We start from the raw sequence: 13,953 nt of genomic DNA, 5'->3' as shown, positions 1-13,953 counted from the left end.
AGCGTGGACAAATTCTCGTGACGCGGTTGAGACCGTTTATTCAAGGATTAGCATGGCACCTGCGCCGCCAATGAGCAGCCCGAAGCACAAACCGAACACGGCCATCGCCATAACGATCCAATACATGATTGGAGTCGAGGATCGCGAGTAAGTTATGCCCTTCACATTTATTTGACGCCCGCCGAGGCCGACATAGAGCCGGTTCACCATGAAGCCGGCCAGACCAAACCCTACCAGTGCAAGCAGCAAATTTCCGAGCATCTTCGCTTCCCTCACCGCATGCCTGTTGACGTAGCACATGCTCGTTGATTCAAGGCTGCTTTTTGGAGGCAAGCTTGAGCAGGGGTGATCTTACGGAAGCAGAATGGCGCGTTCTGAAGGGTTTGTTGCCAATCGAGCCAGAGAACCGTGGTCGCGGCAGGCCGCCGGAGCAGAATCGCTCAATCATCAACGGCATCCTATGGCGGCTCCGCTGCGGCGCCCCATGGCGCGACGTTCCGCCCAAATATGGCAGCTGGAACACCATTACCGCCGGTTCCGGCGATGGAGTGAAGCCGGGGTCTGGGAGACCGTCGCCGTGACGCTGGCTGAGATCATGGCGGACAGTGGCCACTACAGCATCGACAGCACGACCATCCGCGCCCACGTCTCGGCAGCGGGCGGAAAAGGGGGACTCATCGACGCGGTCTTGGCCGCTCGCGGGGCGGGTTCACCAGTAAGCTTCACTGCGTGGCTGATGCCCTCGGGCGCCCGCTCGCCTTCCATCTGACGATTGGCGAGGCGGCAGATTGCAAAGCCTATGACGCTTTGATCGACCTGCCCGAGTGCGCGCCTGATGCCTTGTTGGCGGACAAGGGCTACGATTCCGACGTGATCCGAGCCGATCTCGCTGAACGAAACATCGAGGCCGTCATCCCAGGCCGATCAAATCGCCGCGTGAAGATCGATCATGACCGGACGCTCTACAAGCAACGCAACCGCATCGAGCGCATGTTCGGCCACCTCAAGATCAATCGCGCAATCGCTACCCGATACGACCAACTGGCGAACAGTTTCCTCGGCATGGTCCATATCGCCACCGCCCGATATTGGCTCAAATTTGTCCACGCCGCCTAAGCTATCAAAGCCTGGCGTGAGCACTGAGCCGCACCCACCGAACGCCGAATCTGGGACAAACCTGCCTTTCATGGTTTGGATGCTACAAGTCGGCTTTCGGCAGAAGCGGACGCCCGAGGAGTTTACGATCCTGCAAGGGGAGCGGTAACGGGGAGTAGAGGCCCCCAAATGGCCGTTCGCCAGAAGCCGGTCGGCCTGATCATGCATCCGCTGCCCTGATTGACGGTTTGATCAATAGCGAAGCCGCACGCCCGCCTCGAAGCTTTGGCGGTAGAATTCCCGCTGCACCGTCCGGTTTGCAAAGCCCTCATAATAGCGCAGCGGCGAGTTGTTCAGGTTCCGCGCGTTGAAATAGATCCCCACGTTTCGGGTCACCTGATAGGAGGAGGTCAGGTCTAGCTGCGTTCGCTGATCCTCGAACGTATCGAACCCCGGGCCGCCGCCAACGCCGAAGATCGCTGCATCGACATGGCTGAGGGACAGCCGTACCTGCACGCCGTGCGCCTCGTAATAGGCCGCGACATTGTAGGTGAGCGGCGACGTTCCCGGAAGGCGGCTCGTCTCGCCGGGCCGGATCGCGAATTTCGACCAGACATAGGTCAGGTTGCCGAGCACGCCGAAGCCGTCGAAGGGCGCCGGCAGGAAGCTGAACTTCTGACTGTACTGAGCCTCGACACCGCGGGCGTGCGAGCGCTTGATGTTGGTGTAGCTCGTGACGTCATAGCCGGAATAGGATGTGCCGCCTGCATCCACGAACGTCGTGTTCTGCTGCAGGTTGTTGATGATGTAGTTGTTGAATTCCTTGTCGAATCCGCCGATCGACAGGATGCCCGAGTCCGCCAAATAATATTCGAGTTGCGCGTCGAAGGCATTGACGGTGATGGGCTTCAGCTTCGGGTTGCCGACCGATACGGCAAGGTTGCCGGTGTCGATCACCGCGCCCGACAGCAGCTGGAGGAAGCCCGGCCGGCCGATGCCGGTAGAATAGGTGGCGCGCGCCACGACATGGGGGGCGACATCGTAGCGTAGCTGCACCGTCGGGAAAACGTTGGTATAGCGCGCGGTCCGGGCGGACGGCGTGAAGCTGTTTCCGTCGGCGATGGTCGTCCCGCGATACGTGCCGTCGGTATTTTCCACACGCACACCCGCCAGCACGCCGAGCCTGCCGAACGTGCTCGAATATTGCCCGTAGCCGGCATAGACATTCTCCGTATCGTTGAAGAAGCCCTGGGCGTTACGTTGCGCATTCGCGGCGCTGGTCACCTGCACGAGCGGCGCAAGCACCGCGCGGACGCGCTGGATGCTGGGTGCGTAGCCGACATTGTACGTGCCGCCATAATAATCGGTGTAGGGGCCGCCGCCCAGCACCGTGCTGAGCGATGTGGGCGGGACGCCGGCATAGCTCTGGTTATTGGGCTGATCGATCTTGTCGCGCAGCCGAAGCTTGCCGCCGAACTGGAACTTGCCGTCGCCACCAAGCAGCGTGGTAGGCAGGGTTGCATTGAACACCGCCGCATATTCGCGGTCATGCGCACGCTCGGTGGCGTTGGTGGCGCTCGCCAGCGTGAACTGGGTCGGATCGCTCGGGTTGAACCCGATCGGCGTCAGCGTCGGGTACAGCAGCGTAGTGTTGTCGTAGGCCACGGAAAAACCCGGCTGGCCCAGCCGCTTGAAGGTCGAGTTGCGGTCATAGTCGCGGTGGTAGGTCGATGCGGTGTACGACAGCTGATAGTCGAGGTTCACCGGGCCGAGGTCGTTGCGGCCGCCGGCGGCGGCGATGAAGTTCAGATGCGTTTCTTGCTCGTCGCGCAGCGTTACCCGCGCATCGACGCCGCTTGCGGTGATAGTGCTGCCGCTGGTTACGATCGTATCGCCAAGCCCGCGATACTGGAGGATCGAGCGGTGCACCGATTCCGTGTAGCCCGCATTGTTGACGCGGAGATAGTAATGGCTGCGGGCATCGGGATTCCAGTCGAGCTCCCCGCCGAAGCCGAACCGCCGCCGGTTGTAGGTATAGCGGCGCAGATCCAGCGTATCGAGCACCCGGTCTCCCGGCGTACCCGGCTGGACGGCATCGAGCAGGCCGGGTTCGACATCGTCAAACCCGCGCTTGTCGGTGTGGAAGGATCCGGTCAGGACGACCGCGAACTGCCGCTCGGGTCCGAAGGAAGTGCCGACCGCGGCCTCGCCGATGAAGACATCGGCATTCTTGTGCGCATTCTGGTAGCCGCCGCCGATGGTCCCTTCGAAAAAGGGTTTGGTCAGCCCGACGGCAGTGCGCGGGGTCAGTTCGACCGAACCACCCAGGCCCTCGGCCTCCTGGTCGGGCAATCCCGTCTTGCGCACGACGAGCCGGTCGACCGCGCCGATCGGCACGGTATCGAGTTCGACCGCACGGCCGCCGCCGCCGAAATAGGTGCCCCCCGGCTGCGTATTGAGCAGCGTGACGCCGCCAAATGTCGTGCCGTTCAGATTGCCGTCGATGCCGCGGATGTTCACGAACCGTCCCTCGCCGGTGTCGATGGCGAGGCTGACCCCGGGCACGCGGCCCAGCGCTTCCGCAGCGTTGAAGTCTGGATATTTGACGATGTCTTCCGCCGCCTGGACGTTGATCAGGTTGGGTGCCGCACGCTCCTCGGCGCGAGCAGTCTCTGCCGCACGCTTGCCAGTAACGACTATGTCGCGACCATCGGACTGCGCCGATGATCCGGCCGTTGTCTGGGCATGGGCGGGCAAGGAGGCGAGCGAGATCATCGCCGTCGACAGGAGCGACAACGTCCGAATCTTCATGATGGCAATCCCCAATCTTTCCGCGCGCCGGCTTCATCGACCCAATTCGGGCGGCGCTGCGGACAGGGACTGGGTGGGCGTCAAATGTTACAGCTATGGGACTTCTTGGCTTGTTTCCCGTACGTTGGGAAGAATCAATCTTGGCGGACGCATGATGGTGTCGCGCGTGGCCCTGCCCGGGCCGCGGCCCGTGCAGAATTGCTATCCAGAATCCACCGCTTTGGTCGACCTGTTGACGAACCACCAGGCGATCGCCCACCACAACAGTGCCCAGACGGCGCCGGCGACCCAGCCTACGACCACGTCCGTCGGCCAGTGGACGCCGAGGTACACGCGGGAGATCCCGATGGCCGCGGTGAGCGCGACGGCACAGCAGATCGTGTAGATTCGAAGCCGGGCCGTCGGTACGATCCGCACCACCAGGCCTGCCAGCGTCAAATATACCACCGCCGAATTCATCGCGTGCCCGCTGGGCAGGCTCGCCGATCCGAAGCTGGTGAGGTGCGCAATGACGTCGGGGCGGGGCCTGTCGAACAGGCGCTTCAGTAGGCTGCTGACCACGCCGCCGCTGCCGGTCGCGGCGATCAGCAGGAGTGCCAGGTTTCGCCTGTGTGCCAGCAGGAGGAATCCGACGACGATGGCAACGACGATGACCAGAATGCCGGTGCTGCCAAGCGCCGTGAAGGCCTGCATCAGCGTTCGCAACGTCGTCTTCCAGAAGGCGCCGCCCTCGGTTGCGTGGCGCAGTTGGATCAGCAGGGCGCGGTCGAAGGCGCGTGTGTCCCCCTCCAGTATCTCCGCGCCGCCGTACAGGACGGCCAGCAGCGTCAGGCCCGTCAGCGCGAACGCCAGCAGGACGACCAGTTCGGGTCGCCTGCGGGCGATCGCGCGCAGCGGCTCCATCACGCCCGCTTGACGACAAGGACGCGGAACGACCCGGGGACGATGGCCGGACGGCCGCCGGCGGCAGCTGGCGGGGCGAAGGTCGCCGACGGCAGATAGATCGTGCCGGTCTTCGGATCGAGCGCCCCCGTTCGCGCGCCGGCCGCGGTCTTGACGGCGCCGACATGGGTGACCGTTGCGCCGGCCAGCGACAGGATGTCGAGGATGCCGTCCTTCCCGCACGGGACGAAGGCGAGGCCGCGCGCTTCGTCTATCAGCACCGCGTCCGGCCCGGACCCGATGTCGACGAGCGCCGCCTGCTGCCGCTTGCGCAGGTCGACGATCGCCGCCTTGCCGTTGGCGCAGGCGGCGATCAGGCGGTCATGGCCCTTGTCAAAGCCAAGCCCGGTCGGCCCGTTGCAACCGGGAAGCGCGATCGGCTTGCCGGCAGAACCGCGGGCAACGTCCACGGTTTCGACCTCGTTCGCATCCTCGTTGTTGATGAACAGCGTGCCGTCTGCGCCGAATGCCGCATATTCCAGTCCCGGCTTTACCGTGATGGTCTTGGTAACCTTTGCCGAGGCCAGGTCGATCACGGAGACGGTGCCGCTTTCGGCATTCATGATGAAGGCGTGCTTTCCGGCACCGTCGAGGATCGCCGCGTCCGGCTTCTTCCCGACGGGCAGGCGTGCCGTCTCGCTGCCCGACCCGAGATCGATCAGCCGGACGGTGCCGTCGGTCCCGCTGGTCACCAGCAGCTTGCCGCCGGGCACGGGAACCGCCGCGTGTCCGCGCTGGACCGAGCCGAGCGAGGAGACGGTGTCGGTGGCGAGGTCGATGACGGTGACGTTGCTGCCCCGTGCGACATACAGGTGCCTGCCCTCCGCATCGGTGCGCGCATAGTCCCATCCGCCGTCCGGCCCGGCGATGGACCGCGCGACGGTGTAGGTCGGCGTGGAGGCGGCCGCGACGATCAGCGGCATGGCGGCGGCGGCGAGCAGCGTGAGGATGCGTGAGCGGCGCATGGCAGTCTCCAAGGAAGTGTGCGTGCCTTTTGCTGCGGCCGCCGCCACAGGTCACGTTACCGATTGCCAATCTTGTCGGTGGACGGCCGTGTCGCCGAGGCAGGAAAGGTCAAGCGAACGAGCAGCCCGGGCGCATTGTCCAGCAATTCCATGCTGGCGTGGTGCAGCGTCGCGATGGCGGCTGCCATCGACATGCCCAGCCCCGAACCCGGCAAGTTGCGACTGCGATCCAGCCGATAGAAGCGCGTCAGAACGTTGGCCCGCTCTTCCGCGGGGATGCCGGGGCCATCGTCGCCGATGCGCACGACGACGTTGCCGTCGACAGAGGCGATCGTGCTCAGGATGCGGCTGCCGGCGGGGGTGTGCCGGATCGCATTGTCGATGAGGTTGGTCATCATCTGCGCGAGAAGATCGCGATCCCCCTCGACCCATAGATCTGCCGCGAGCTCGGCAACCAAGATCTTGCCCTCGTCCTCGGCGACGGGCTGATGCGCCGCGACGACCTGGCCCAGGAGGTCGCTGAGGTCGAGCATCTCGAAATATTGGCGGCCGTCGCCGCCCTCGAGCGTGCCGATCCGTAGCAGCGCCCGGAAGATGCCGAGAATTTCGTCGGTCTGCGTGATCGCGTTCTCGATCCCGGCGTCATAGCGCGCGGCACTGCCGGCGCCGAGGGTCACCTCGAGCTGCTGTCGCACCCGGGTCAGCGGGGTGCGGAGATCATGCGCGATATCGGTGGTGACCTGGCGCAGGCCGTCCATCAGCGCGCCGATCCGGTCGAGCATGGCGTTCAGGTTGGTCGACAGCGTGTCGAATTCGCGGCTGATGCCGATCGGCGGCAGGCGTTCCGCGACATCGCCGGCCATCACGCGGGCGATGGCGTCGTTCACCCGATCCAGCCGCCGCATGAACAGTCCGCCGATCAGATAGCCGCCGATCAGTGCGAAAAGCGTGATCGTCAGCCCGGCCGCGATGGTGAACCGGTCGAGGCTGGCACGCAGTTCTTCGATGTCGTACGTGTCGGTGGCGACCACCAGCGTTCCGCCGTTGGGCAGCGCGACACCCAGGGTCTTGAGCGTTTCAAGATGCGCGCCCGGTTCCTGCGGATCGTCCCGCAGCGTGACATGTCCCCAGCCGAGCCCGGTGGAACGCGTACCGAAATCGTCGACCAGCATATGGCCGGTGCGGTCGGTCAGTTGGTAGCGATAGGCCTCCTCGCCGCCCGCGCGCCGGTGCAGCGCGATCGCGCGGAGCAGGCTGGCGCGCCCGCCTTCGCGGTCCTCCCCCTGCAGGATCGCCGCCTCGCTCTGCAGCCCGCCGTCGGTAGCGAGGGTCGCGTATTGGGAGATCGAGCGCTCGACGACGAGGAGCAGCAGCGCCGCGCCGACCGCGAACATGGCGGCAAGCAGGAAGGCGAAACGGAAGGCCCCGCTTCGGAAGCCGTTAAGCAGGGGCATCGATGCGATAGCCGGATCCGCGGATCGTGCGGATCAAGTCCTGGTCGAAGCCGCGATCCACCTTCGCGCGCAGGCGGCTCATATGGCTCTCGATGATGTTGGTCTGCGGCTCGAAATGGAAGTGCCAGACATTCTCGAGCAGCATCGATCGGGTCACGATCTCGCCCGCGTGGCGCATCAGATATTCGAGGAGTTTGAATTCCTGCGCCTGCAACTGGATCGGGCGACCGCCGCGCCGCACGCTGCGCTTGAGCAGGTCGAGTTCCAGATCGGCGACAATCAGCGTGGTCACGATGCTGTTTTCCGGCTGCCGGCGCGCCAGCGCGTGCACCCGCGCGATGAACTCGATCGTCGCAAACGGCTTGATCAGATAGTCGTCCGCACCGGCATTCAGCCCTTCCACCCGATCATGCACGCCGTCCATCGCTGTCAGGAAGAGCGCGGGCGCGCGAATCCCCGCCGCGCGGAGTGCCTTGAGGACGGCCAGGCCGTCCACCCCGGGCACCATGCGATCCAGGATCAGGACGGCGTGTTCGCTGCTCGATCCGAGGAAGATGGCGTCACGGCCATTGGCGCAGACGTCGACCACGAATCCCGCTTCTCCCAACGCGCGTTCGAGATGGGTCCGCGTTGCCTCATCGTCTTCGAGCAGCAGCAGTTTCACAGCGCCAGCCTACTTCTGGTTGCACAACCGGTCACTAGCCGGGGCGGCAGCCAGGAGCGCAAGTTGGGAATAATCAATCTTCGGATCACCTCCTGCGGAGGATGCTTCCAGTAAGAGGGTGCCTCGCATCACAATGCCAGGAGCGTGCATCGATGAAGCCTAGTCTTGCCGACCTTGCGATATTAACCGCCCTGACCCTCGCCGCGCCGGCGACCGCAGCCAATGCTCGCAACCTGCGCGGAGCCAAGTACCTGCCTCTGGCACGGATAACGCTCGCCAAGGCACGGGCGGAGGCGCACAAGGTGCGGGCCGGTACGATCACCGATCAAGAAATCGAGAAGGAAAAAGGAGGCAGCGGCCTGCGCTATTCCTTCGATATCCGGCATCGGGGCAAGCTTTACGAGGTGGGCATCGATGCGAAGACGGGCGCAGTGCTTGAGAATCGCGCCGAGGGACCGCACCCGGATTGAGCTGACCGGCGCTTGGACGACAGCGAACATGTCGGTCCGAGGCGATATCTATTCATGTCATAGTCGGAATTCATGATCGGCAGACCAAAAGTTTCGCTGCGACGGACGCGCAGCTTCGCGGTCCTCCCGGCCTTCGGCCTTGCGGCCGCTTGCAGCCACTATGCGCCGCTTCCGCTCGCGACGACGCCCCCCTTGGTGCAGGCCATGGGCGCGTTGCAGCGTGCGGAATGGCTGCCGGGCCACAAACCTCTTTCGGTTTCGCACGTCGTCGATCTGGCCTTGACGAACAATCCCGATCTCAAGGCGGCGCGGAGCAAGCGGGCGGTCGCTGCCGGGCAGACGAAGCAGGCCGGCATCTTGCCCAACCCCCAGCTGACCGGGGCATTCCTGCCGCTCCTTTCCGGGGCGGGATCGGTATCGGCCTGGAATATCGGGCTGGCGCAGGACGTGCGGGCGCTCGTCACCTATCGCTCGCGCCGGCGCGCCGCGGTCGACAGCCAGCGCCAGGTCGCGGCCGATATCGTCTGGCAGGAATGGCAGGTCGCCGGCCAGGCGCGGCAGATCGCGACCGACCTCATCGTCAACGCCAACAGCCGGGCGAGCTATGTTGGAGCCTATCAGCTGCTCGCGGCGCGCAATGCGAAGCTCGAACAGGCGCTTGCCGCCCGCAATGTGACCCTGGTCACGGTCGCGCCCGATCGGGTGGCGCTGCAAGCCGCCCGTGCCGCGCTCAACGCGCTGGATCAGCGGCAATTGGCGCTGATGCACCAGCTCGATGCGCTGCTCGGGCTTTCGCCCGACGTCGTCGTGCCGCTCGCGTCACGGGTCGATTTGCCGCAGTTCGATCCACGTGCGATCCGCGCCGGCCTCGCCACCCTGCCCCAGCGGCGGCCCGACCTGATCGCACTGCGGATGGGCTATGCGCTGGCGGACGAGCAATTGCGCCAGGCGATCCTGTCCCAGTTTCCCGATCTCGTACTGGGCGCCAGCGTGAACAGTGACAATTCCAGGGTGATCAACGGTGGACCCAACGCGGCGATCGGCCTGCCGATCTTCGATCGCAACCAGGGCAATGTCGCGATCGCGCGGGCCACGCGCCTGCAGCTCCACGCGGAATATAGCGCCCGCCTCGCCGCCGTGGTGGGCACCGTGGGCGCCATGCTCCGCGAGATGGAGCAGCTGTCGGCACAACTCGCCACGGCGCGCGCCGACCTTCCGGCGGCGGTGCTGGCGGCCACCCGCGCCCAGACGGCATTCGGCGCGTCCAACCTCGACGAGCGCGGCTATGTCGACCTCGTCTCGAACCGCTTCACCAAGGAACAGGAAATCATGACGCTGGAGCTGGCGTTGCTCGATCGACAGATCGCCGTCCAGACGCTGGTCGGCGATGGTCTCCCCGCCGTCGATCTGCCGCTCGACGTTTCGGGGGCGACGCCGCAATGAGGGTGTGGCTGGGCCTCGCAGCGGCGTCGATGCTGGCCGGATGCAGCACGGGTGGGGCGCCTGAGTCGTCCCCGACCCCCACCCCGAGCGTGCTGGTTACCACGATGCTGCCCCAGCGGGGCGCGCTGCCCCGGACCGTCGCAGCCTATGGCGCGGTGGCGCCGTCGATGAACGGCACCCAGACCTTCAGCGAAGCCCAGCCGGGCCAGATCACCCGGCTCCTCGTTGCGGCGGGCGCTGCGGTCCACCGAGGCCAGGCGCTGGCGGTGTTTGCAACGGCACCCTCCGCGCGAAGCAGCTATCTGCAGGCGGTCGACGCTCTCGCCGCGGCGCGCAAGCAGCGGGCAACCACTGCGCAGCTGCTGTCGCAGCAACTCGCCACGCGCGATCAGCTGGTGCAGGCCGAGAAGGCGGTGTCCGACGCACAGAGCGCGCTCGCCGCCTTGCAGAGCGAGGGGGCGGGTAACGCTTCCCACAGCATCACCGCGCCGTTCGACGGCGTTGTCACGACCGTCGGCGTGGCACAGGGGGACCGAATTCAGCCGGGCGCGGCGATCCTCACCGTCGCCAAGTCGGCAAGCATCGTCGTCACTGCGGGCGTAGACCCGTCCGAGCGAGGGACGCTCGCGGTCGGGCAGTCCGCCGTGTTGACGCGCCTGTCCGGCGGCGCGCCGATAGCGGGCCATGTGATCCGGGTGAGCAGCGCGCTCAACCCGAAGACGCGGCTGATCGACCTGGATGTGGCCTTCCCAACTGGCACGCTGCTTGCCGGCGAAGGCATGCAGGTGGCGATCACGACCGGAGCGGTGCAGGGCTGGATCGTACCGCATCGCGCCGTCGTCACCGCCGGCGGCCCCGCGCATGTGTTCGAGGTTTCCGGCACGAAGGCGAAGGCGATACCCGTCGCGATATTGCTGGCGAGCGACGCCGGCGATATCGTCGCGGGCCCGCTGAGCCCAGGCCATCGCCTGATCGTGGACGGCGCCTATCAGGTCGGTGACGGCGATACCGTGCGGTGGACGCGCTGATGCTTGAACGGCTGTTGCGCGAACAATCCCGCGCCTTCGTCCTGCTCGCGCTTGCGGCGGCGTTGGCGGGCATCGTCGCGGCATACTCGCTGCCGATCGGGCTGTTCCCGCAGGTATCGTTCCCGCGCGTCGTGGTGGACCTGGACGCAGGGAGTCGCCCAGCCGACCAGACCGCCTTGACCGTCACCCGGCCCGTCGAGGAAGCCATTCGCGCGATCCCTGGGGTGCAGGACGTGCGCTCGGCGACGAGCCGGGGCACCGCGCAAATCTCGATCGACTTCGGCTGGGGCCGCGACATGATCGCGAGTAGGTTGCTCGTCGATTCCGCCGTGGCGCGCGCGATTCCATCGCTGCCGCCGGGGACGCAGTACACCGTCCGGCGGATGGATCCGACCGTCTTTCCCATCATCTCCTATGCGCTTGTCTCCGGCAGGGCGGATCCCGTCGCGCTCCAGGACATTGCCAAATACCAGGTCACGCCGCTGCTCTCGGCGATTCCCGGGCTCGCCCGAGTCGGGGTGCAGGGCGGGGATACCGCCGAAGTACAGGTTCTGGCGGATCCCCATCGGCTTGCCGATCACAATCTGTCGATGGCGGACATTGCGGCTGCCATCCGGAACGGCAACGTGCTCAGCGCCGTCGGGCAGGTGCAGGATCGTGGGCGCCTGTCGCTCGTCATCGCCGATCGCAGCGTGACGAGCGCGGCCCAGATCGGTGCGATCGTGGTCAGTGCCGATCCGCAAGGGGTAGTGCGCGTACGGGACGTGGCAACGGTGCAGGATGGTGCGGTGCCGGTCTGGCAGCGCATCGTCGAGGACGGCAAGCCGGCGGTGCTGTTCAACATCTACGAACAGCCCGACGGGAACGCGGTGCAGATCGCCCAGGCCGTCCAGCAACGGCTTGCCGGCCTGAAGCTGCCGCCCGGCGTCCAGCTGGTCTGCTGGTATGATCAGAGCGAATTGGTCACCCAATCGGTCGCGAGCGTGCGGGACGCCGTGTTGATCGGGCTGGTCCTCGCCGCGCTAGTCCTGTTGTGGTTCCTGCGCAGCTGGCGGGTCACGCTGGTCGCGGTGCTCGTCGTGCCCGCGACGCTGGCCGCCACGGTGCTGGTGTTGAGCATGCTGGGCATGAGCTTCAACATCATGACCCTGGGGGGGATCGCGGCCGCGGTGGGGCTGCTGATCGACGATGTGATCGTGATGGTCGAGCACATCGCACGCCGTGCCGGCGCGAAGGGCGAGGATGGCCGGCCGGCAGGGGATGCAGCCGTTCTCCCCGCTGCGCGCGAATTCATGGCGCCGCTCACCGGCTCCAGTCTCGCAACCCTGATCGTCTTCGTGCCCCTGTCCTTCCTGAGCGGGGTGACGGGGGCCTTTTCCAAGGCGCTGTCGGTGACGATGGCGGCGGCACTGGCGATCTCCTGGGCGATGACCGCGTTCGTCGTGCCGGTGCTGGTGCGCTGGCTAGTCGATTTCGGCAAATGGCAGGATCCGGGAAAGCCGGGCCAAGGCGCGATCGCACGGGCGCACGATCAGGCCCTTGGCAAGGTGATGGGGCGTCCCTGGATCCTGGCGCTCGCGGCGATACCGCTGCTGATCCTCGGCTATGTCGGTTACGCGAACGTCCCCAGCGGCTTCATGCCCAAGGTCGACGAAGGCGGGTTCGTCATGGACTATTACACGGCCCCCGGCACGTCGCTCGACGAGACCAGCCGCCAGGTCGGACAGATCGACGCCATGCTCCGCGCCAATCCGGACGTGCGCACCTTCTCGCGCCGCCTCGGTACCGGGCTCGGCGGCGACCTCGGCCAGAGCTATCACGGCGACTATTTCGTCCGGCTGAAGGAAACGCATTCGGCACCCACCGAGGAGATCGCGGCGGCAGTCGCCGACCAGGTCTCCGCCAAGGTTCCCGGCGTTCAGGTCGAGGTCGCCCAGCTGATCGAGGACCTGATCGGCGATCTGACGGCCGTGCCGCAGCCGATCGAGGTCAAGCTCTACGCGGCCGATCCGTCGGTACTGCAAGGCGAGGCGCGAAAGGTCGCCGCGCGCATCGCCAGGATCCACGGCGTGGTCGAGGTGAAGGACGGCGTGCAGCTTGCCGGGGATGCTCTCAACGTCCATGTCGACCCGGTTCGCGCGGGCCTGGAGAGCGTCACGCCGGCCGATGTGGAGAGTCAGCTGAACACGGCGCTGACCGGCAGCGTCGCAACCACGCTGGCGGCTGCCACCAAGGCGGTCGATGTGCGCGTGCGTCTCCCGAACGCGCGCACGATTAGCGAGACCGCACTGGCGCAGCTGCCGATCCGCGCGAGCGATGGACATGTCTTTCCGTTGTCCCGTGTCGCGGCGATCCAGGCGGTCACGGGACAGCCCCAGATCAGCCGCGAGAATCTGGAGCCGATGATCGCGGTGACCGGGCGCATTCAGGGACGCGGGATCGGTGCCGCGGTAAGCGACGTGAAGGCAGCGCTCGATACGCCGGGGGGGCTGGGTACCGGGGTACGCTACGAACTGGGCGGTCTGTACGAGCAGCAGCAGATCGCCTTTGCCGGCCTGATCAAGGTATTCGGCGCTGCGCTGGTTGCCGAGCTCGCGCTCTTGCTGATCCTGTATCGACGGTTCTGGTTACCGGTGATCATTATCGGCTGCTCGCTATTGTCGACCACGGCGGTGTTCACCGCGCTGTGGGCGGCGGGCGTGGATCTGAATATCACGGCGCTGATGGGGATGACGATGATCATCGGTATCGGCACCGAGATGGCGATCTTCTACGTCTCGGAATTCGAGGAGCTGTCGCGATCGATGCCGCCGGCCGATGCGGCGCGGGAGGCGAGCCGCAATCGACTTCGCCCCATTACCATGACGACGCTGGCCGCCATCCTGACCCTGCTGCCGCTGGCGCTGGCGATCGGCCAGGGCTCGGGCATCCAGCAACCGCTCGCCATCGCCATCATCGCGGGACTGCTGCTGCAATATCCGCTCGTCCTGCTCGCGATGCCGGCCTTGGTGCGCCTCAGCGCGTCGCGTCCTGCGGTGCCTCCCGCAGAACCCTGACCGCGACCACACGACTGCGCTTCGA

At 65.9% G+C, this 13,953-nt stretch carries 10 protein-coding genes and 1 pseudogene; 5 read left to right on the top strand and 6 right to left on the bottom strand.

The genetic code is table 11. From position 1 onward, the window contains the following. Window positions 1-36: 36 nt before the first annotated feature. Window positions 37-261, bottom strand: coding sequence for a hypothetical protein (locus tag SAZ01S_RS20700; RefSeq protein ID WP_218018140.1), 225 nt, complete (start codon window positions 259-261; stop codon window positions 37-39). Window positions 262-335: 74 nt separating this feature from the next. Here SAZ01S_RS20700 and SAZ01S_RS20695 point away from each other — a divergent pair. Then, window positions 336-1,116: pseudogene (locus SAZ01S_RS20695) on the top strand (IS5 family transposase). 231 nt (window positions 1,117-1,347) lie between these two features. Here SAZ01S_RS20695 and SAZ01S_RS20690 read toward each other — a convergent pair. The 5 genes from SAZ01S_RS20690 to SAZ01S_RS20670 form a co-directional block, all read right to left on the bottom strand. After that, the gene (locus SAZ01S_RS20690; RefSeq protein ID WP_245825075.1) at window positions 1,348-3,906 is read right to left on the bottom strand and encodes a TonB-dependent receptor; all 2,559 of its coding nucleotides are present in this window, start codon (window positions 3,904-3,906) and stop codon (window positions 1,348-1,350) included. A 201-nt stretch (window positions 3,907-4,107) separates the two neighbouring features. After that, window positions 4,108-4,809 carry a phosphatase PAP2 family protein gene (locus SAZ01S_RS20685; protein ID WP_245825073.1) on the bottom strand — a complete coding sequence of 234 codons (702 nt, stop codon included), beginning with the start codon at window positions 4,807-4,809 and terminating at the stop codon, window positions 4,108-4,110. Further along, the gene (locus SAZ01S_RS20680) at window positions 4,809-5,813 is read right to left on the bottom strand and encodes a YncE family protein (RefSeq protein ID WP_084584148.1); all 1,005 of its coding nucleotides are present in this window, start codon (window positions 5,811-5,813) and stop codon (window positions 4,809-4,811) included. Before SAZ01S_RS20680 ends, SAZ01S_RS20685 begins: the two co-directional genes overlap by 1 nt. Window positions 5,814-5,869: 56 nt before the next feature. Further along, window positions 5,870-7,267 (bottom strand): sensor histidine kinase, encoded by a 1,398-nt coding sequence (locus SAZ01S_RS20675; RefSeq protein ID WP_084584147.1) that lies wholly within the window; start codon window positions 7,265-7,267, stop codon window positions 5,870-5,872. After that, the gene (locus tag SAZ01S_RS20670) at window positions 7,254-7,931 is read right to left on the bottom strand and encodes a winged helix-turn-helix domain-containing protein (RefSeq protein ID WP_084584146.1); all 678 of its coding nucleotides are present in this window, start codon (window positions 7,929-7,931) and stop codon (window positions 7,254-7,256) included. The genes SAZ01S_RS20675 and SAZ01S_RS20670 overlap by 14 nt, the downstream gene beginning before the upstream one ends. 152 nt (window positions 7,932-8,083) lie before the next feature. On the opposite strand from SAZ01S_RS20670, the gene SAZ01S_RS20665 reads away from it, so the two are divergent. From SAZ01S_RS20665 to SAZ01S_RS20650, 4 genes are all read left to right on the top strand, one after another. Continuing rightward, a complete protein-coding gene (locus SAZ01S_RS20665) occupies window positions 8,084-8,401 on the top strand; it encodes a PepSY domain-containing protein (RefSeq protein ID WP_084584145.1) in 318 nt (105 codons plus the stop codon). Window positions 8,402-8,605: 204 nt separating this feature from the next. Next, entirely contained in the window at window positions 8,606-9,844 is a 1,239-nt protein-coding gene (locus SAZ01S_RS20660; protein ID WP_245825071.1) for a TolC family protein, read from the top strand. Beyond that, on the top strand, window positions 9,841-10,872 hold the full coding sequence (locus SAZ01S_RS20655; RefSeq protein ID WP_084584143.1) for an efflux RND transporter periplasmic adaptor subunit: 1,032 nt from the start codon (window positions 9,841-9,843) through the stop codon (window positions 10,870-10,872). Before SAZ01S_RS20660 ends, SAZ01S_RS20655 begins: the two co-directional genes overlap by 4 nt. Beyond that, window positions 10,872-13,928 carry an efflux RND transporter permease subunit gene (locus SAZ01S_RS20650; RefSeq protein WP_084584152.1) on the top strand — a complete coding sequence of 1,019 codons (3,057 nt, stop codon included), beginning with the start codon at window positions 10,872-10,874 and terminating at the stop codon, window positions 13,926-13,928. The genes SAZ01S_RS20655 and SAZ01S_RS20650 overlap by 1 nt, the downstream gene beginning before the upstream one ends. Window positions 13,929-13,953 lie beyond the last annotated feature (25 nt).

The organism is Sphingomonas azotifigens NBRC 15497 (assembly GCF_002091475.1).
Classification (GTDB): Bacteria; Pseudomonadota; Alphaproteobacteria; order Sphingomonadales; family Sphingomonadaceae; genus Sphingomonas; species Sphingomonas azotifigens.
The sequence above is the reverse complement of the archived record's forward strand: the minus strand, read 5'-3'. Positions and strand labels throughout refer to the sequence as shown.

Excerpts from the sequence above, each read along its gene's own strand:
- SAZ01S_RS20700 (WP_218018140.1), bottom strand. The coding sequence starts at position 261 with ATGCTCGGAAATTTGCTGCTTGCACTGGTAGGGTTTGGTCTGGCCGGC.
- SAZ01S_RS20690 (WP_245825075.1), bottom strand. The coding sequence starts at position 3,906 with ATGAAGATTCGGACGTTGTCGCTCCTGTCGACGGCGATGATCTCGCTC.
- SAZ01S_RS20685 (WP_245825073.1), bottom strand. The coding sequence starts at position 4,809 with ATGGAGCCGCTGCGCGCGATCGCCCGCAGGCGACCCGAACTGGTCGTC.
- SAZ01S_RS20680 (WP_084584148.1), bottom strand. The coding sequence starts at position 5,813 with ATGCGCCGCTCACGCATCCTCACGCTGCTCGCCGCCGCCGCCATGCCG.
- SAZ01S_RS20675 (WP_084584147.1), bottom strand. The coding sequence starts at position 7,267 with ATGCCCCTGCTTAACGGCTTCCGAAGCGGGGCCTTCCGTTTCGCCTTC.
- SAZ01S_RS20665 (WP_084584145.1), top strand. The coding sequence starts at position 8,084 with ATGAAGCCTAGTCTTGCCGACCTTGCGATATTAACCGCCCTGACCCTC.
- SAZ01S_RS20660 (WP_245825071.1), top strand. The coding sequence starts at position 8,606 with ATGGGCGCGTTGCAGCGTGCGGAATGGCTGCCGGGCCACAAACCTCTT.
- SAZ01S_RS20655 (WP_084584143.1), top strand. The coding sequence starts at position 9,841 with ATGAGGGTGTGGCTGGGCCTCGCAGCGGCGTCGATGCTGGCCGGATGC.
- SAZ01S_RS20650 (WP_084584152.1), top strand. The coding sequence starts at position 10,872 with ATGCTTGAACGGCTGTTGCGCGAACAATCCCGCGCCTTCGTCCTGCTC.